The organism is Stakelama flava, from assembly GCF_019351405.1.
In the GTDB taxonomy this organism is placed as follows: domain Bacteria; phylum Pseudomonadota; class Alphaproteobacteria; order Sphingomonadales; family Sphingomonadaceae; genus Sphingomonas; species Sphingomonas flava_A.
Genome location: NZ_JAHWZX010000011.1, coordinates 92,162 through 111,116 on the forward strand (window position 1 = coordinate 92,162; position 18,955 = coordinate 111,116).

The 18,955-nt window shown below is 60.6% G+C and carries 11 protein-coding genes; 3 read left to right on the plus strand and 8 right to left on the minus strand.

Annotation, left to right across the window (positions count from 1 at the left end; all coding sequences use genetic code 11):
* Positions 1 to 36 precede the first annotated feature (36 nt).
* The 3 genes from KY084_RS12250 to KY084_RS12260 all read right to left on the minus strand — a co-directional run bounded on the left by KY084_RS12250 (position 37) and on the right by KY084_RS12260 (position 5,316).
* Positions 37 to 1,461 carry an amino acid permease gene (locus KY084_RS12250; RefSeq protein WP_219238758.1) on the minus strand — a complete coding sequence of 475 codons (1,425 nt, stop codon included), beginning with the start codon at positions 1,459 to 1,461 and terminating at the stop codon, positions 37 to 39.
* Positions 1,462 to 1,507: 46 nt separating this feature from the next.
* Positions 1,508 to 2,431, minus strand: a complete 924-nt coding sequence (locus KY084_RS12255; RefSeq protein WP_219238759.1) for a dihydrodipicolinate synthase family protein — start codon at positions 2,429 to 2,431, stop codon at positions 1,508 to 1,510.
* Positions 2,432 to 2,520: 89 nt separating this feature from the next.
* Positions 2,521 to 5,316, minus strand: coding sequence for a DUF5695 domain-containing protein (locus KY084_RS12260; protein ID WP_343228008.1), 2,796 nt, complete (start codon positions 5,314 to 5,316; stop codon positions 2,521 to 2,523).
* A 149-nt stretch (positions 5,317 to 5,465) separates the two neighbouring features.
* On the opposite strand from KY084_RS12260, the gene KY084_RS12265 reads away from it, so the two are divergent.
* A complete protein-coding gene (locus KY084_RS12265; RefSeq protein ID WP_219238760.1) occupies positions 5,466 to 7,838 on the plus strand; it encodes a glycoside hydrolase family 127 protein in 2,373 nt (790 codons plus the stop codon).
* Between the two features lie 25 nt (positions 7,839 to 7,863).
* Here KY084_RS12265 and KY084_RS12270 read toward each other — a convergent pair whose 3' ends face one another.
* A complete protein-coding gene (locus KY084_RS12270) occupies positions 7,864 to 9,051 on the minus strand; it encodes a M24 family metallopeptidase (protein WP_219238761.1) in 1,188 nt (395 codons plus the stop codon).
* A gap of 11 nt (positions 9,052 to 9,062) precedes the next feature.
* The gene (locus tag KY084_RS12275) at positions 9,063 to 10,277 is read right to left on the minus strand and encodes an NAD(P)/FAD-dependent oxidoreductase (RefSeq protein WP_219238762.1); all 1,215 of its coding nucleotides are present in this window, start codon (positions 10,275 to 10,277) and stop codon (positions 9,063 to 9,065) included.
* Between the two features lie 217 nt (positions 10,278 to 10,494).
* Between KY084_RS12275 and KY084_RS12280 the strand changes: the two genes are divergently transcribed.
* Positions 10,495 to 11,493, plus strand: a complete 999-nt coding sequence (locus KY084_RS12280) for a 4-hydroxyproline epimerase (protein WP_219238763.1) — start codon at positions 10,495 to 10,497, stop codon at positions 11,491 to 11,493.
* 69 nt (positions 11,494 to 11,562) lie between these two features.
* Here KY084_RS12280 and KY084_RS12285 read toward each other — a convergent pair whose 3' ends face one another.
* On the minus strand, positions 11,563 to 14,295 hold the full coding sequence (locus tag KY084_RS12285; protein ID WP_219238764.1) for a M16 family metallopeptidase: 2,733 nt from the start codon (positions 14,293 to 14,295) through the stop codon (positions 11,563 to 11,565).
* Between the two features lie 92 nt (positions 14,296 to 14,387).
* A complete protein-coding gene (locus tag KY084_RS12290) occupies positions 14,388 to 15,308 on the minus strand; it encodes a proline iminopeptidase-family hydrolase (RefSeq protein WP_343228009.1) in 921 nt (306 codons plus the stop codon).
* A gap of 218 nt (positions 15,309 to 15,526) precedes the next feature.
* Between KY084_RS12290 and acpA the strand changes: the two genes are divergently transcribed.
* Positions 15,527 to 17,200 carry an acid phosphatase gene (gene acpA, locus KY084_RS12295; RefSeq protein ID WP_219238766.1) on the plus strand — a complete coding sequence of 558 codons (1,674 nt, stop codon included), beginning with the start codon at positions 15,527 to 15,529 and terminating at the stop codon, positions 17,198 to 17,200.
* A gap of 3 nt (positions 17,201 to 17,203) precedes the next feature.
* Here the strand turns inward: acpA and KY084_RS12300 are convergent, their stop codons facing one another.
* The gene (locus tag KY084_RS12300) at positions 17,204 to 18,397 is read right to left on the minus strand and encodes a phospholipase D-like domain-containing protein (protein WP_219238767.1); all 1,194 of its coding nucleotides are present in this window, start codon (positions 18,395 to 18,397) and stop codon (positions 17,204 to 17,206) included.
* Positions 18,398 to 18,955 lie beyond the last annotated feature (558 nt).

The following is an 18,955-nucleotide window of genomic DNA, read 5'->3' on the forward strand; positions in this document are numbered from 1 at the left end:
CCGGGCCACGGCTCTCCCGCATGAGCACACATCGATTTATGCCGCAGCGTCAACGATATGGCTGGCAAGTGCGCTGCGCGAACGTCCATATAGGAAATAGACCACCAGCCCGAACGCGTTCCAGATTACGAAGCGGGCCAGCGTCTTTTCGGGCAGGCTGATCAACAGATACAGGCAGCCGATGATCGCCGCCGTGCCGACGAAATAGGGGGCGGGGCACCGGAAAATACGTTGCAGATCGGGCGATCGCCGACGCAGGATCATCATGCATGCGCCGACGGAGATGAACGCGAGCAGCGTTCCGGCATTGGCCAGTTCGGCAATTTCGCCGACGTTGAAAAACGCGGCGATCAGCGAAACGAACACGCCGGTCAGCATGGTTACCGAAACCGGCGTGCCGGTGCGTCGGGAGACCGCCGCAAGCCGTCGCGGCAATAGGCCGTCACGCGCCATCACGAAGAAAATGCGGCTCTGCCCATACATCATTACCAGAATGACCGAGGGCAGAGCGACAAGCGCCGCGCCCGCCACCAGCCACGAGGTAACCGGATGACCGAGTTCACGAAGCGCCAGCGCCAGCGGTTCGGGCGAACCGCCCAGGACGGTGTAGGAAACCGCACCAACAGCGGCGATGGCGACCAGGATATAAATGGTGGTGGAGAGCACCATCGATCCGATAATCCCGATTTTCAGGTCGCGCCCGGGGTTACGCGCTTCTTCGGCAGAGGTCGCTACAGCGTCGAAGCCGTAAAAGGCGAAGAAAACGATTGCCGCCGCCGCCATTACACCGCGCTTCTCCCCCGCCTCGAAATGGCTTGCGAAACCATAGGGCATGAAGGGGTGAAGATTGGCCGGATCGAAGGCGGGGAACACCACCGCGACGAAGATGCCCAGCGCGACCAGCTTGATGATGACAAGCACGATATTGACCGTCGCGCTTTCGCGCGTACCGGCCATCAGCATCGCGGCAATCCCCATCGATACCAGCACGGCGGGAAGATTGATCAGCCCGCCCGCGTCCGGACCCGCCAGCAGCCATTGCGGCGGATGAAACCCCGCTGACTCTATCAGCCCCACCAGATATCCCGACCAGCCGACCGCGACACCCGAACAGGCGAGCGAATATTCCAGGATCAGGCTCCACCCGATGATCCAAGCGGTCGTTTCGCCAAGCACCGAATAGGTATAGGTGTAGGCGCTTCCCGCCGCCGGGATCGCGGTGGCAAGTTCGGCATAGGCAAGCGCCGCACAGGCGCATACCGCGCCCGCGATGGCAAAGGCGATGATTACCGCTGGTCCGGCACGGTCGGCACCGACGCCGGTCAGCGTATAGATGCCGGTCCCGACGATCGCGCCGACGCCCAGCGCGATCAGGTGGGGCCAGGAAAGGGTCGGTTTCAACCGGTGTTCGTCTTTCCCAGCATCGTGTTCGATCGGCTTCAATCGTCCCGATATGGCCATCGCTCTTCCCCCTGATCGCCGCTGATTAGATGATGGGATGGCGCGTTCAGATTGCCTCGCGCGCCAGCTTGCCCGGCTGTGTCGCCCGGCACTGCTCAACCATCCGCGTAACCGCTTCACGGCGTTCGCCGGTCAGGGGCATGCGCGGCATGCGCACGCGCTCGCTGCCGCGGCCCATGATCGTTTCGGCCAGTTTGATCGACTGAACCAGATCATGCTCCGCATCGAGATGCAGCAGCGGCATGAACCAGCGATAGATTCTGCGAGCTTCTTCCCAGTCGCCAGCATCGGCGGCGGCGACCAGACGGACCGATTCCTGCGGAAACGCGCTGGTAAGCCCCGACACCCATCCGCTGGCCCCCAGCATCAGTCCTTCCAATGCGATGTCGTCAAGCCCCGCCATCACGGTATAACGGTCGCCGAAACGGTTGATCACATCGGTGAAGCGGCGCGGGTCGGGGGCGCTTTCCTTGATCGCGACGATGTTTTCGACATCTTCGAGCGCGGCCAAGGTGTCGAAATCGATATCGACCCGATATGCGGGCGGATTGTTGTAGAGCATGATCGGAAGCGAGGTCGCCTGCGCCACTGCACGGAAATGCGCCTGCAATTCTTCCGGTTTTGGGACGTAAACCATGGCGGGCAGCACCATCAGCGCATCCACGCCGATCTTTTCGGCATCACGGGCATAGGCGATGGCAGCTTCGGTGGTGAATTCCGATACCCCGGCGACCAGTGGCGCGCGGTCTTTCAGCGCCTCCACCGATCCGGAAAGCACTCGCCTTTTTTCCTCGGGTTTAAGGGAATTATTCTCGCCGCAGGTGCCGAGCAGGATCAGGCCATCCACACCGTCATCGATCAACGCGCTTTGCATGCGCTGCGTAGCGTCAAGATCGATGCTGTCGTCGGCAGCGAATTGCGTTGTCGCGGCGGGATAAACCCCTTTCCACAAGGTTTTGGGTGCATTCATTGCGGTAACGTCTCCATCTTATAAAATTCGTATACGATATAAGATCGGGTTGAACAATGACTTTGTGCGCCGGAAAGGCGTTGGTGAGATTATGTTTCGGCGCGATGGAGCACGATCCTGGTCTCGGTGCTCGACAGCGGGATCGAAAAGGCGCCACGCACTTTTTCGTATCCTGCCAGGCTATAGCCGGGGCCGTCGGCGGTCCGTTCAATCCGCAGAAAAGCCGTGTCCGTATTCGCTGTCGCCGGTGCGAGCATGATGCTTACGGTGCCTTTGGCGGGATCGAATTCGATCGCGTCGAACTTACCGGCATCCAGCGTCAGCCAGAGCGCGGCGGGCGCGATAAAGAAGCGTGATCGCGCGCTGTCCTTCGGGACGACGCGGATACGCCCTCCGCTTTGTTTCAGATTGCCGCCGAACGCGATCCAGCCGAATTGCGGGTCGTTCACCATATAGGTTGCGCTGGCATAGGCATGGCCAAAAAATCCCATGCCGTAGTCGCCGGTATACGGGTCCCAGCGCATCCTGTCCGGCCAGCTGTGGAAAGCGGCCGAACCGAACCCTTTCTGATCGATATTGGTGATGCCGCCCATTAACCCGCCATAGGCGACGCGCAGAAGATAGAGGTCTTCGGGATTACGGCGATACGCCTGAAAAAGCGGGATTGCGTTGTTGGTTGATCCGTAATGATGAATTTGCCGTTCGATACGCGCATATTTGCCGCCATACAGAAAATCCCAATAGCGTCGCGCATTGCCGTTATAGCCCCAGCTTGGGATCGTCGGATCATATCCCAGGATCACCTCGCGCGTTTCATCGGCAAGATGCTGGTGGTTGAAAAAGCGCATCCATGCATAGACTTCGGGTTGGCCGGTCGAATCCCACGCCATTTCACTGCCGAAAGGATAGCGAAGCGTGGCCCAGTGATCGGCGCGCGTCTTCATCAGCTTTTGCAGATCGGCAGCCTTTCGGCGCATCCCTTCGCGGGAAAGGTCTTTTAGAATTTCAAGGAAGACTTCCCCTTCCATTTGCCCGAATTGCGCATAATGCGGCGCTTCGCGCATCATCGCGACGATGGTTTGATAGGCGTGGTCGAGATACCAGTTCGCCGGATGCGCCTTCACCAATCCCTGATGGTCGCGCGCGAGCCGGTACAGCACCCAATGGCCGATCGCGACGTGTGGATAGTTGAACGACCGGCCAAGATCATCCGCCTGTTCTTTCGACCAGGCGGTCCAGCCCGTCCAGTCGGTGCCGGGTGCGTAATAGCCGGGAAAGGCTTTCGGGTCGTAATAGAAAAGGCTTTTCTTCACCCCGCCCGCATAGGGGCCGTCCGCCACCTGAAGCTTGCCGAGTACCGTTTCGTCGACCAGCGTTTCCAGCTTCGCGACTTCTTCGGGCACGGGATTGTCGAGTTGCTTCATCATCGCCGCGACCCAGCTTCCCGCGCCGCCTTCATCACTCATCCCGGCGATCCATACCCGTTCTTCCTGAGTGAGTATTTTGCCGCTTTCATCATCGTAGCTCAGGATGGCGGGCGCGCGGTGAAACGGATCGTTCGCATCGTCGAACCATTGCCGGGTGGTGGTGAAACGGCCAAGGTCCGCCACGGTCTGACCCAGCGGCTTGGTGAGGTAATAGCTGACCGTCTGGGCGCTGCCATCGGCATAGCGTATCGTCAGCCGCGCCCGGCCGAACCCGTGCCCCGTCACGGCAAAGCGCCGCCATTGCCCGCGTGGCGCTTGCTCCGCAACGGTAAGCGAGTGGTCGGGAAAGCTGGAAAAACCCGTTATCCTTTGCGGCGCTTTCACGAATAGCGAAGCGTCCATGTCGGCTGGCACGACATAGCCGGGAATGCCGACTGCGACCGGACGGCCATGCGCGGCCAGCGTATCTTCGATCCCGCGAATATCTGGCGATTGTACCAGCCGCACCCCGAAACTTCGTTCGCCGCCGGGCGGCAGGATGATGCTGGTCGGCGCATTCCACTGACGACCGGCCTGTTTCCATTCGCGTTCGGCAAAGCCCTTGCTCGCCACCGTCCAGTCGTAAAAGCCCTCCGCAGTCTGGCTGCGCGGCGTGCGTTCGGTGAAGATATTGGCATCGCCACCGGCTTCGTCCGGGTTACGCAACGGGCGATACGCTTCCAGCGGGGTGCCCTTTTCGGGCAGGACCAGAAGCGCGGGGCCTTTGCCGTTCAGGCGCGTAACCTGAAGATATCCGGCATCACGGCCGATATACGGATCGGTGAAACTGGCCTTTGCATGTGCCGTTCCCAGCGATCGATCGGTGATGATATTATCAAATACCATCGGCATACCCAGACCGCCGATCTCGATTGCACGATCGGTGGGATTGGTGAGGGTGAAGCGCAAGATCAGGCCGTCATCGCCGGCGATCCACGCGCGGCGAAGATCGAGCGGAAAGCCGCTCCCCATCGTCGCGGTGATGTCAGCGGCGGCGATCGTGTTACCATGCACGGCAAGCGGTGTGATTGGCGAGCGGTGATGCGCCGAGGCGAAGTCGCGCCAGCCCTCACCGGCAAAGCGCAGGCGGAGGTTGATGTCGCCCAGATGATTATAGCCGTCGCCGGCCCGTTCGGCTTCGCGGTCGGCCGGCACGAAACTTAAGTCAGGCGCCGATTTTGGAGAAAGACGCGCGAGCGTCTGCGTATCCCGGCGCAGCGATATGTCGAACATTGCCAGGCGAAAGACGGACTGTGCGACGGGCGTTGGAACGGCATTGAGTACGATTTGCGCAAAAGCCGAATGCTGCGCCGATCCGGCAAGCGTCGTCGCGATGAGCAAAGCGGCGATAGCCGTCGGATAGGCGGGTTTGATACTGTCCTCCTCTTCGCCGAGCACGCCGGTCTGTCTGGATCGCACGCCGATCGCGTGCACGATAATGCGCAGGAAACAGTGCAGTCAAACATATTATACCATATACGAACTACTGGCGTTATTAGGCTGTCACCGATTGACCCTCATACTGACATCTATATCGTATACGGTATCTCAATTTTCAGGAGGGCGACATGACAACCCGCAGGATGCTTCTCATCGGTGCCGCCGCCAGCGCATTTGCCGCGCGCAGTGGGATTACCCTTGCGCAAACGTCCGCCTCTCGCCTTCCCAAAGGGGCGAAGCCGCTGCCGCTTTCCGACATTCGCCTGCTACCTTCGGATTATGCAAGTGCGGTTGAGATCAATCGTGGATATCTGATGCGGCTAAGCCCCGACCGGCTGCTGCATAATTTCCGCCTCTATGCGGGACTTGAGCCAAAGGGCGAGATTTACGGCGGCTGGGAAAGCGACACGATCGCGGGCCATACGCTGGGCCATTATCTTTCCGCGCTCGCGCTGACCCATGCGCAGACCGGCGATGAAGAAGCGTGCGAGCGTGCAAATTACATTGTCGACGAACTCGCACTTGCGCAGGAAAAACGCGGCACCGGATATGTCGGCGCGCTTCAGCGCAAGCGCAAGGATGGCAGCGTGGTCGATGGCGAAGAGATTTTCCCCGAGATCATGGGCGGCGATATTCGTTCGGGCGGGTTCGATCTGAACGGCGCCTGGTCGCCGCTCTATACCGTTCACAAGCTCTTCGCCGGGCTTTTGGACGTGCAGGCATTGTGCGGCAATGACAAGGCGATGAAGGTCGCCATCGCACTGGGCGGCTATTTCGAACGGGTGTTTGCCGCGCTTGACGAAGCGCAGATGCAGGAGGTGCTGGCCTGCGAATATGGCGGGCTGAACGAAAGCTTTGCCGAAATATACGCACGTACCGGTGACATGCGCTGGCTGCGTATCGCCGAGCGGATTTACGATAACAAGATTCTCGATCCGCTGGCCGAGCGCAAGGATGAACTGGCTAATCTGCACGCCAATACGCAGGTGCCCAAACTGATCGGACTGGCCCGGCTGCACGAACTGACGGGCAAGGAGGCGCAGCGTGTCGCGCCGAGCTTTTTCTGGGAAACCGTCACCGGCCATCACAGCTATGTCATCGGCGGCAACGCCGACCGCGAGTATTTCTCCGCCCCCGACACCATCGCGCAGCATATCACCGAACAGACATGCGAGCATTGCAACACTTACAATATGCTAAAGCTGACCGGACATCTCTTCGGGTGGAATCCGGACGGGGCATTGTTCGACTATTATGAGCGCGCGCATCTCAACCATGTTCTGGCCGCGCAGCATCCCCGGACCGCAGGGTTCACCTATATGACACCGCTGATGACCGGAACGGCGCGCGAATATTCCAAGCCGGGGGAGGATGCCTTCTGGTGCTGCGTCGGGACGGGCATGGAAAGCCATTCGAAACATGGCGAAGCGATTTTCTGGGAAGGCGAGAGGATGCTGTTCGTCAACCTTTTCATTCCATGCGAAGCGCGCTGGAAGACGCGCGGAGCCGAAATGACGCTCGACACCAGTTATCCGTTCGGGCCCGAAACGCGGCTGACCTTCGACCGGCTGGCAAAGCCGGGACACTTTCCGGTGGCGGTCCGGATTCCCGGCTGGGCCGGAGCCGCGGCAACGATTTCGGTCAATGGAAAACCGGTTCCTGTGGCGATGGAGCGCGGCTATGCGATCATTGAGCGCAACTGGAAGGAAGGCGACAGCATCGCGCTGGTCACACCGCTGGAGTTGCGGATCGAGCCCACTGCCGGCGCCGCGAATACCGTCGCTGTCGTACACGGGCCGATGGTGCTCGCCGCCGATCTGGGACCGGTCGAGGACGAGTTCGAAACGGTGGACCCGGCGATGGTCGGGACCGATCTGCTGGCGGCATTCACCCCGCTTGCCGGCGATCGCGGGATTTACGAGGCAAAGGGCGTTATCCGTCCCGGCGACTTACAGTTCGTGCCGTTCTACAGCCAGTATAACCGCCGAAGCGCGGTTTATTTCCGGCGCTTCACCGAACCGCAATGGAAAGCCCAGCAAGCGGCGTTTCGTGCCGAGCAGGCGCGTGCCAAGGACATCGCGGTGCGATCAGTCGATGTCATGCATCTTGGCGAGATGCAGCCCGAGCGCGACCATGATCTGGTATCGGAAATCTCTTATCCGGTTACCTATCGCGGTCGTAACGGACGCGATGCGCGGTCTGGCGGGTTTTTCGAATTCGATATGAAGGTAAAGCCCGGCCCGCTGATCCTGCAGGCAAGCTATTGGGGCGGCGAGCGCAGTCGTGACTTCGACGTCCTTGTCGACGACGTGAAGATTGCAACCCAACATCTTGAACAGGACAAACCGGGCGCGTTCATCGATATCGAATATCGCCTGCCGCAAGCGCTGACGAAGGACAAGCAGCAGGTCCGGGTGAAGTTTCGACCGCATGACGGTAGCACCGCAGGGCCGGTTTTCGGTGTCCGTGTTTTCACCGCGAAACCGGGAACGGCGGCCTGATTGCCGCCGCCCGGTTCCGAATGGCTCACGCAAAGGGCTGATCGATCGATGTTTGCGGGCGGGTGAACCATGCCGCGCCGGTTTCGGTCACATGGAAATGATCTTCAAGCCGGATACCGAACCGATCGGGCACGACCAGCATCGGTTCGTTCGAAAAACACATGCCCGGTGTCAGCACTGTTTTATCGCCGCGAACCAGATAGGCGGGTTCGTGAATCGAAAGGCCGATGCCATGGCCGGTGCGGTGCGGCAGGCCGGGCAGGCGATAACCCGGACCCAGTCCGGCCTTTTCGATCACGCCACGCGCCGCTGCATCGATATCCTCGCAGATGCGGCCGGGAAGCACCGCATCGAACGCCGCCTGTTGGGCGGCTGCCTCGATCGTCCAGATTTCGCGTTCTGCCTCGCCCACCTCGCCAAAGGCATAGGTTCGGGTGATGTCCGAATGATATCCCTCTACCAGACAGCCGGTATCGACCAGCACAAGCTGGCCGTCTTCGAGCGCGCGGTCGCCGGGAAGCCCGTGGGGATAGGCGGTGGCCCGCCCGAACTGGACGATGCAGAAGCTGGACCCCACCGCCCCCAGCGCGCGATGCGCAGCGTCGATGAAGCGCACCACCTCACTTGCCATAATTCCGGGACGCAGGATGCGAGCAGTACGTCGATGCACTTCCAGCGTCATCGCCTTGGCCTGAGTCAGAAGCGCCAGTTCGGCGGGGGATTTGATCATCCGGCAACGATCGATTGGCGGTCCGCCGTCGATCAGGGTGCAGGAAACCGCCGCGCGCAATCGTTCCGCCCATTGAAAGGGAAACAGCGGATCGACCGCAAGCGTCTGGCATGCACCTGAACCAGCCGCGTCGGCGATACACGCGATGGGGTCTTCATCCTCTTCCCAAAGGCGCATGTCCACATCGATGGCGAGGTCCGCTTCAAGCGTTCCCAGTTCGAAAGCGGGGCAGATCATCGTCGGTGTGCCAGTGACTGGCACCAGCATCGCGACGAGCCGTTCGCTCGGTTGCCAGGGGACGCCCGTGAAATAACGCAGGTTGGGGCCGACATTCACCAGCACCGCATCGGCGCCTGCTTCGCCAGCCAGCGCGCGAAGCTGGTTCAGCCTCGTATCGCGTTCCCCGCGTGTGATTGCGGGTGCCGGGTCGGGCCAGCGGCTCAGGTCGGAAAGTTCTGCTTCGGGCGTTGATCCACCGATCATTCGGCTTTCCTTTATTTTGCGAAACGGGCGATATCGAACGGCGCGATGTCGATCGGCAACGTGGTTTGCGCAATCATCGCCGCGATGATGTCAGCGGTGGCGGGGGCAAGCGTCAGGCCGAGATGCTGGTGGCCGAACGCGTAAAACAGGTTTGAAGCGTGGCGCGACCTGCCGATTGCGGGAAGATAGTCGGGCAGGGTAGGCCGACTGCCCATCCAGCGGCGGAAGGGAGGATGCAATGGCAGGCCGAGTTCGGCGACATGGCGTTCCAGTCTGCGCCATTTGCGTGGATCGGGGGGCATGCGGCTGTTGCCCAGTTCGACGAAGCTGGCCGCCTGTACGCAGTCGGCATAGCGCGTGACGATCATCGATCGATCCTCGAACACAACCGGCGGCAGATCGGCGGGCCAGTCTCCGGCGTGCGCGCGAATGTGATATCCCCGCTCCGCGATCAACGGGGTGCGATGGCCAGCCTGCTCCATCAAAGCACGCGATCCGATGCCGGCCGCGACCAGCACCGCGTCCGCCGAAACGCCGTTCACGACTGCACGACCGTCGCGCAATTCCAGCGTCGCCGAAAGGTCATGCACCGCAACACCGGCGTCAGCCACGGCGCGGCGAAGCAGTTCGCGAAGTTCGGTAAGGTCGCGAATCTGGCCGCTTCCGGTGAACAGTGCAGGGCGGTGCAAGGGCTTTCGCATCAGTGCGTCGATCCGGGCAGCATCCTTTGGTGACGCAGCCGTAAATGCGGCTGTACCGATATCGGCGTTTTGCCATGTCCGATAGCCTGTTTCACCGGAAGCTTCCGTTTCCCAGACCATCAGGTGCCCCGCGTCCGAGAGAAGGTCGTGCGCATCGAGCGTATCGACAAGGCGTCGCCAGGCCGGAAAGGCAAGCGCCATCAACTCGGCGAGCGCGACGCGACCGGCGGTGAAGCGTGCCGGTGTCGAGGCCTTCACGAAATCGAGCGAGAAGGGCAGCCAGTCGCGCATCATACGCGGCGGCAGAGCAAGCGCTCCGCCGAAAATCGTCAGTCGACCGATCGCGCTCGCCAGCGATGCGCGCGAAGCCAGCGGCGCGATCTGTTCCACGGCAATATGCCCGGCATTGCCCCAGGATGGGGCCGCATCATCGACAGGCGCGAACGCAATTACGTCATGGCCGGCACGGGCGAGCGCGAGCGTGCAGGTAAGCCCCACGATTCCGCCGCCGATCACGATTATCATCTTGGTTTCGTCCCAGTTGCGTAGGCAACCGACGTATCGTATACGATATGAGTACGCAATCGTGGGAACGACTATCAATTATGAGTGCTAATCGCGGAGGAGGCTCTTCCGCCTCTCAAACAGGGGCGGGAACGGCCCGCGAGATGGTTTGGCCTGGTCATATGGCACTCTGCGGCCCGCGAAGCGCCCTCCCGTCCCACACTGATTGACGGTTTTCATGCGACATATGTTTTTCTGCATCGACGGTCACACCGCCGGTAATCCCGTCCGTCTGGTGGCGGGGGGCGCGCCCCCGCTGAAAGGCGCCACCATGTCCGAACGGCGCCAGGATTTTCTTGCGCGTTTCGACTGGATTCGCACCGGCCTTTGCTTCGAACCGCGTGGTCACGACATGATGTCGGGCGGTTTCCTGTATCCCCCCACGATGCCGGAGGCGGATGTCGGGATACTCTTTATCGAAACATCCGGCTGCCTTCCGATGTGCGGCCACGGGACGATTGGTCTTATCACCTTCGGGATCGAAAACGGCCTCATCCACCCCGCTGAACCGGGGCGGGTGCGTGTCGAGGTGCCCGCCGGACTGATCGATATCCGGTATGAGCAGGAGGGAAATCGGGTCACATCTGTCCGGATCACCAATATCCCGTCCTATGTGGCGGCACGCGGCATTCAGGTCACGGTCGACGGGATCGGTCCGCTAACGGTGGACATCAGCTATGGAGGTAATTTTTACGCGATCATCGAACCGCAGGGCGCCTATACTGGCCTGGATGCGCTTGGCGCCGCACGCCTGCTCGACCTCAGCCCGAAGGTCCGCGCAGCTTTGCGCGAGGTGATAACGCCGGTGCATCCACTGGACCCGACCATTCAGGGCGTCAGCCATATATTGTGGACCGATGCCGCAAAGGGGGAGGGCGCTGACGGACGCAACGCCGTATTCTACGGTGACCGCGCGATCGACCGCAGCCCGTGCGGCACCGGAACATCGGCGCGGCTTGCGCATCTGCATGCCACCGGCCGTCTGGGCGTGGGAGAACGCTTCGTCCATGAAAGCTATATCGGCAGCAGATTCACCGGGCGTATCGAACAAACGGTAACGCTTGACGGCCAGCCGGCAATTATTCCGTCGATCGAAGGATCCGCCATCGCCACCGGTCTGAACACGATCTGGATCGACCGGGACGATATGTTCTGGCGCGGTTTCCAGGTGACCTGAAGAGGCTCCGGGCGGCAATCGGCGCGGGCGACCCGTTCGCGGTGGAAAACGGGCCGCCCGCTATAAGCGTCATTGTCCCGGTGCTGGCCCCTTTACGGCAGTGACAAAGGCATCAGGGCGCAGATATTTGCGGAAAGCCGCCTGAATTTGCGGGGCGGTGAGCGCGGCATAGTGGCGCGCGGCGATCATGTCGCTGTCGAGCGGCTTGTCATCGAGCGAAAATTGCAACAATTGCTGCGCGATATCGCCGAAACTCGCTTCGCCCAGCGGTAGCTGTCGAAGCAGCATGCTCTTTGCCTGATGCAGTTCGCTCGGCGACACGGGCGCATCCTGCATTTGGCGCAGGTCGTGGATGATCAGGTCGTGCGCCTGTCCAACCTTGTCGGGGTCGCTGCCGAAATAAACGGCATACCGGCCGCGGTTCGCATCGAGATCAAGTCCACTGCCGACCGTGTAGACAAGACCGCGTTTTTCGCGCAGGTCGCGCGTCAGCCGCGCCGCGTAAAAACCGCCGCTCAACACCAGATTGCCCGCGTTCAGGGCATATCGGTCTTCGCTGTGCGTAGTGAGCGGGATTTGCTGCGCCATCGTCACCGAATCCTGCACCGACGTGGCCACGGGCGTGTTGAACTGGCGTGCGGTTTCGTTGACAGGCACCGCCGGGTAGTCGGTGTTTGGCTTCGGCCCGCTTGCCTGCCAGCCGCCAAAGGTCTTTTCGGCCACCTGCCGGGCCTTTTCGGGCGTGATGTTTCCGATAATTACGATGGTCGTCATGTCCGGTCGATAGGTGTCGGCATAATAGCGTTTGACATCGTCCAGCGTCAGGCTGCTGACCGTAGCGGGCGTGGCGTAGCGCAGCGCCGGGTCATTTTTGGGCAGCAGCGCGCGTTCCATCCCGATGCGATCAAGAAAGTCGGGGGACTTTACGATGCCTGCCGCCGATCCCGCTTCGCGCTGCTGCATGACCTGAAATGCCTGATCGGGCAGCGCTGGATGGAGTTCGTTGTCGGCAAGCAAGGCCATGCCCGCTTCGAAATTGTCTGCCGGAACGGCCAGCGAAAAACGGCTGCCCGCGCTTTCATGCGCGCTGATCGTATCGAGCGCGGCCTGAAATTGCAGGCGGTCGAGATGGGTGGTGCCGAAATCGAACATGTCGTCTAGCACATCGGCAACGCCTTCCTGCCCCTTGGCGGCCTGAATATCCTCGTTCGTTTCGATCTGACCGAAAACCTGTACGGTATCGCTTACGCTTTCGGGCTGAACGATGACGCGCAGGCCGTTCGCCAGCCTGAAATCGGTCGGGTGGATCGCCGATTTCGGTTCCGGCAATGTTGCAAAGGCGGTTTGCGCCCAGTCGGGCAACGTTACGGGGCCGTCCGGCGATCCACCGAAATTCTCCGCACCGCCAAAGCCCTTGCTTGCAACCTGTTCGCCCGAATCCTGTGGGGTCAGAACAGCGGTGATCGCGTGATCCGGGGCCAGCACCCGCCTGGCGAGGGCATCGACCTCACCCGGCGTGACGGCGGCGATCTTCGCCTTCACCGCATCGGGCGAATCCGCGTCGGCAAAGGCGAGTGCATGCGACCATGCATTGGCAAGTCCTTCGACCGAATTTTTCTGATATTCCAGATCGGCGATCGCGCGGCGCTTCGCCGCTTCGACCAGATCGGCCGAAACACCGTCGCTTGCCGTTTTCGCCAGAATGTCGCGCATCGTTTGCAAAACACCAGCGGAATCACCGTCGCGCGGAAACACGCCTTGCGCATAGGCGAACCCGCCGTTCGGCAGAAAATCGGAAGAAAAACCGCCATATAGCGCCTTTCCGGTCAGCCCCATGCCGAACAGCGCGCCGCGTTTGGAATCCAGCGCCTGCGACAGTACCAGCGCCGTTGCATAATCGTCGGCGCGTAGGCTGGGCATCCGATAGGATAGCAGGACAAGGCCATAGGGAAGGTCGGACGGCAATTCGATCGTGTGCGACTCTACCGGTTGCAGCTTGAAATCAGGACGTTGCGGCAGCTTCTTTCGCGGAATGTCGGAAAACAACGCGCGGACCTGTCTGAGCGTCGCCTGCGGATCGACATTGCCCGCGATCACCAGAATGGCGTTATTCGGCGCATACCAGGTGTCGTGGAACTGCTTCAGCGATGCCGCCGTCGTCTTGTCGAAAGAGGAACGCGTGCCCAGCGGTGTGTGGGCATAGGGCGTACCCGAAAACATCCGCGATCGAAGTTCGGTATAAAATTTGAACGTGGGATTGGACAGGTCGCGCGACACTTCCTGTTCGATCGCACCGCGTTCCTTTTCCCATTCGGGTTGCTTCATATCCACGCCGCGCATCCGAATCGCGTGGATGCGAAGCGCCACGGCCAGATCGTCGACCGGAACGGTAAAGAAATACTGGGTGACATCCTCGGTCGTGTCGGCATTGAAATTGCCGCCCATATTCGCCGCCAGCGCCGCGATCTGATCCTTGTCGAGGCCGGGGCTGCCGCGAAACATCATATGTTCCACGGCGTGCGCCGTGCCGGGAAAGCCGTCGGGCACTTCGTTCGAACCGGCGAGATAGTTCATTTCGGTCGTAACCACCGGGGCAAGCGTGTTGCGCACGATCACGACGCGCAGGCCGTTTTTCAGTGTCGCACGGGTGACATCCTGCTGCCCGGTCGTCGCTTCGCTCGTTTGCTGCGTCCGATCGGCCGCAAGACCGGGATGGGCGGTCAGCGTCATACCCAGGATGAACGCGCTCGCCCCGGTTTTCAGAACATGGAAAAGACGCTTCGCGGTCGGCTTGGCCTGCATGGTATTTCCTTATGAATCGGCGCTATATAAGTGATGGTATATCATTCGTATCGCGAGCATATTGATCGCGATCCGGTTATTTGCGGGGCGTATCAGGGTCCGTCATGCCGTTCGAACCAGGCGCGCAATATCGCTTCGGTCTCCGCCGGGCGGTCGTTGAAGATGCCGTGCGCCGCGCCCGGTATGACGCCAAGTTCGGAATGCGGCGTGCTTTCAACATAATCCTGCACGGTATCGATCCGCGCTTCATCATATTGACCGATCAGGAACAATGTTTTGGAACCGTCGATCTTTTGCAGAAGCGGAACGGCATCATAATTTTTGAGCGAGCCGGTTGAGCGAAACTCGCTCGGCCCCCACATCGCATTGTAGATGACCGGATTGAAGCCCTGACCGCCAATCCTTTTGGCGTAGGCGCGTTCCGCTGAACTCGCCGGTTCACGCCCGTTAAAGGCGTGATAAAATTGCGCCGTAGCCGACCGACACGTATCGGGTGGGGGCGGACTAGCGCCGTCACATGCCGCGATCGTATCCTGCACTGGTTGGGGCAGTCGTTTGAGAAGTTTGTTGGCGTCAGCGATCCATCTTTTGGTCGAGATATAGGTTCCCGCCAGAACGGTCGAGGCGACATGATCGGGATAGCGCGCGGAATATTCCAGCGCCAGCGCCGACCCCCAACTGTGCCCCACCACATGCCAGCGTTCGATGCCGAGCGTCTTGCGGATCGTTTCCAGCGTATCGACGAAGCGACCGACGCGCCAGTTCGCCGGATCGTTCGGCCTGTCGGATTTGCCGCTGTCGAGCTGATCGTACAGGATGACGGGTCTTTCATCGGCAAGGCCAAGTACCTGCGCAAAGCCGTTATGCGTGCCCCCTGGGCCGCCATGAATGAAAATTGCCGGAATCCGGCCTTCGCCGATTTGACCGTTGATGCGGACATAGACGCGTCCGCCTTGCACCGGGATCATCATTTCGCGGTCCGGCGCGGCGAACGGCGCGACGGATGCGCTCACCTGTTGCTCCGGTGCCGGAACGCTCGCCGATGTCGTCGCGCATGCGGACAGGGAAAGGGCGATGAGCAGAGCGAAGAGGGGCTTCATCGGGCGAACCTGAACCACCACCGCAAAAGGGGCAAGTCCGGAAAGACCGGGACTGGCCCGCTGTCATCGAAATGAGACAGGACATCCTTAGTAGCCATGCGATCGATACTCATGCTAGCGATGCGGGCAATATGACAGATCACAAGAAACCGAAGAATTCCGCCAGCGATCTTGCTGATCCACGCCGCCGGCAATTGCTGGGCGGCGTTGCCGCCGCGGCAGGTCTGGCCGCGATGGGCGGCGCGACATCGTCGGAAACGGCGGCGGCTGCCGAGCGTCCGGCAGGTGGCGGCGTCACCGACGAGCTGCTGCGGCGGCACATCGACACCGTGGTTGTAATTTACGCCGAAAATCGCAGTTTCAATAATCTGTTCGGCGATTTTCCGGGACTGGAGCAGCCTGTTTCCGAAATTTCGCGCGACCGCTGGATCCAGCGCGATCGGGACGGCAGCGTTCTGGCCGAACTACCGCCCATCTGGGACGGACTGGTGCCGAACAAGCAGGTTGTGCGGCATCGCGAATTCGCGATCGGGCAGGATGACTTGCCCGCCTTGCCCAACGCGCCTTTTGCGTTGCGCACGCCCGAAGGCGATCCGTTGCCGCAGGGGATCGTCACGCGCGATCTGGTCCATGCTTTTTACAACAATCAGTTGCAGATCAATGGCGGGCGCAACGACGGTTTCGTAGCGTGGGGCGATTCGGGTGCGCTCACCATGGGCCGCTACGGCGACAATTCGGCGAATCTTCGCTTGTGGCAGATCGCACGCGAATTCACGCTATGCGATAATTTCTTCATGGGTGCGTTCGGCGGATCGTTCCTGAACCATCAATATCTGATCGCCGCGCGGCCGCCCTTCTATCCCGATGCGGACCACAGCCCCGCGCGGGATCGTATCACGGCGATCGAAGGCAACGATCCCAAAGGCATCCGGCCCAAACAGGCCGCAAATTCGCCAGCCAGCGCGATGGAGGGGCCAGTACGCTTCGTTCCCAATTCGCTCTCGCCCGATTTTTACGCGGTCAATACGATGTTGCCGCCTTATGCGCCGACCTATCGGCTCGATCCGACGCGACCGGGCTATGCCGACTGGTCGGATTCGCATACGATGGTTCCGCAGGGCTATGCCACGATTGGCGACATGCTGTCTGACCGGGGTATCGAATGGGCCTGGTATGCCGGGGGCTGGGATGCGGCGATGCAGGGGCATGGCAGCGATAAGGCTTTTCCCTCCGAACCCAATTTTCAGCCGCATCATCAGCCGCTCAACTATTTCAAGCAGTTCGCACCGGGCACCGACGCGCGAAAGCGGCGGCTGCGCGACGGCGGCACCGGCGAAACCGCGCGCACCAATCGCTTCCTCGCGGATGCGCAGGCAGGGCAACTGCCCGCGGTTTCCTATTACAAGCCGCAGGGTAGCCTGAACATGCATGCGGGCTATTCCGATGTGGATGCCGGTGACCGGCATATCGCGGGCGTTATCGAAACGCTGCGCGCCAGCCCGCAATGGGAAAAGATGTTGGTCGTCGTCACGTTCGACGAAAATGGCGGCTGGTGGGACCATGTCGCCCCGCCAAAGGGCGACCGTTGGGGGCCGGGCACCCGCGTGCCCGCACTGGTCATATCGCCCCATGCGAAGCACGGCAGCGTCGATCACACGATTTACGACACCGGATCGATCGCGCGTTTCCTTACGCGCCGATTCGGCCTGAAAAAACTGCCCGGCCTTGTTGAGCGTGAGCGGGCGATGATTGCGGCCGGCGGCCCGCCGCCGGGGGACCTTACCGGCACGCTCGACCTCGTGTGACGATCAGCCGCCGGGATGAACCGGCGGCCGGCGGCGCGCTTCGGCAAGCGAGCTTGCATAGTCGCTTGTCCATAGCCGGTTTTCCAGCGCGCGAACGCGTGCCGCCATCTTCGCATCGTGCAGGACGACCTCGACATTGCGTGAGGTATCCAGATAGCCGCCCTCCCAGTTGCTGGTGCCGATCCACGCGATGCTTTCGTCGATCGTCATGACCTTCGTATGTACCACCCGGGCATAGGGTATCGCGCCGCTGTCGGGCTGCGGAATGCTGGCGACGCGAATTTCGACCCCCGGCACCGCGGCAAGGCTGATCAGCCCAGGCAGGCGCTGATCGGTCAGCGCCCAGTCAGCGATCATCAGCCGGACCTTTACGCCGCGCTTTGCTGCGGCGCGCAGGGCATCGTCGATGACATGATATTCGCCGCCGCCGAACGCGGTCGTGGAATATTCCATCACCTCGATCGCGATTTCGCGTTTCGCAGCGCCGATCAGCCGGACCAGCGTCGCTTGCGAATCGCCTATGCCACGTGGGTCATAGGTGTTGGGACTGGCGACCAGCAGCGCGTGCCCTGCCGTCGGGGCATATCCGAAGTTGCGAAGTGGTGGCACGCTTTTGCCGTGCGCGATCCGCTCCTGCGCCTGCCAGTCCTGTTCGAAAATCGCCTGAAGCTGGTGGACGATGCGGCTTTGGGTGATACGAAGCCCGGTTTCGTCGATTTGCGAGAGTGACCGCCAGTCGAAATTCTGGCTTCCGATATAGGCCGCCCGAGCATCGACGATAAAGAATTTGGCGTGAATGATGCCGCTGCCCGCGACATCGGCCCAGGCGATCGTCCGAAAGCTGAGATTGGGGATCGACTTCAGGCGGTCGATCGTCGCCGGTTCGGACAGCGCTTCCCCCTTCTTTTCCATCAGAAAGCGGATATGGACGCCGCGCTGTCCAGCGGACCGAAGCGCCTCGATCACGGCGTCCAGCGCTTCGCCATGCTTGCCCGCGACATAGAATTGTTCGATCGCGATGTCGTGCTTCGCGCCGTTGATCATATCGACCCAGGTCGTGGCGGGATCACGAAGGTCGGGAGTCGCGAGCGAGGTTCCGGCGGGCGCGTTGTGGACCAGTTCGAACCCCGGCACGGTGGATTGCGCGGCGGCGTGCAGGGGCAACGCGGCGAACAGACAGGTCAACACAGCCGACACGGCAGTCGCGACGCAGCGGCCGGACATCGACGGTTTTGTGGACCGGAACAACGTCATCTCCTGTTGCTCATGGCAAAAGACCGTGTCGGCGCTGTGCCGACTTCGGAAACCGGGGATTAGCAATGTTTGGTCGCGGGAAAAGCGCAAAAATCGCTTTTATGATGATTCAGCCGGCGCAATCCCGAAACAATTTGTCAGACAAGCCGGTGGCCACCGATAAGTAGGTGATTAGTCCATTATGGACCATGTGAAATATATCAAACAAGAACTGAAATATGCGCGAAATTCATGCATGAAGACATTAAAGAGCACTTTGCAAAATGTAAACGTATACATTATCGTATCCGTCTGATGTATTTATTAAACCAATTATTAATATATCAGGCAAACTATTCTATGCATAGCGTAAGTGATGTCAGCACATAAAAAGGGGCCTGTGTATAATATAGTATTGTAAATTATCGGGTCCCTCATAAACGGAGGGAAGTAAGATGGTGTTGCATATTAAATCTGAATTTGAGAAATCTGGTCGCAGAATTGGGGACAGAGCCAGCAAGC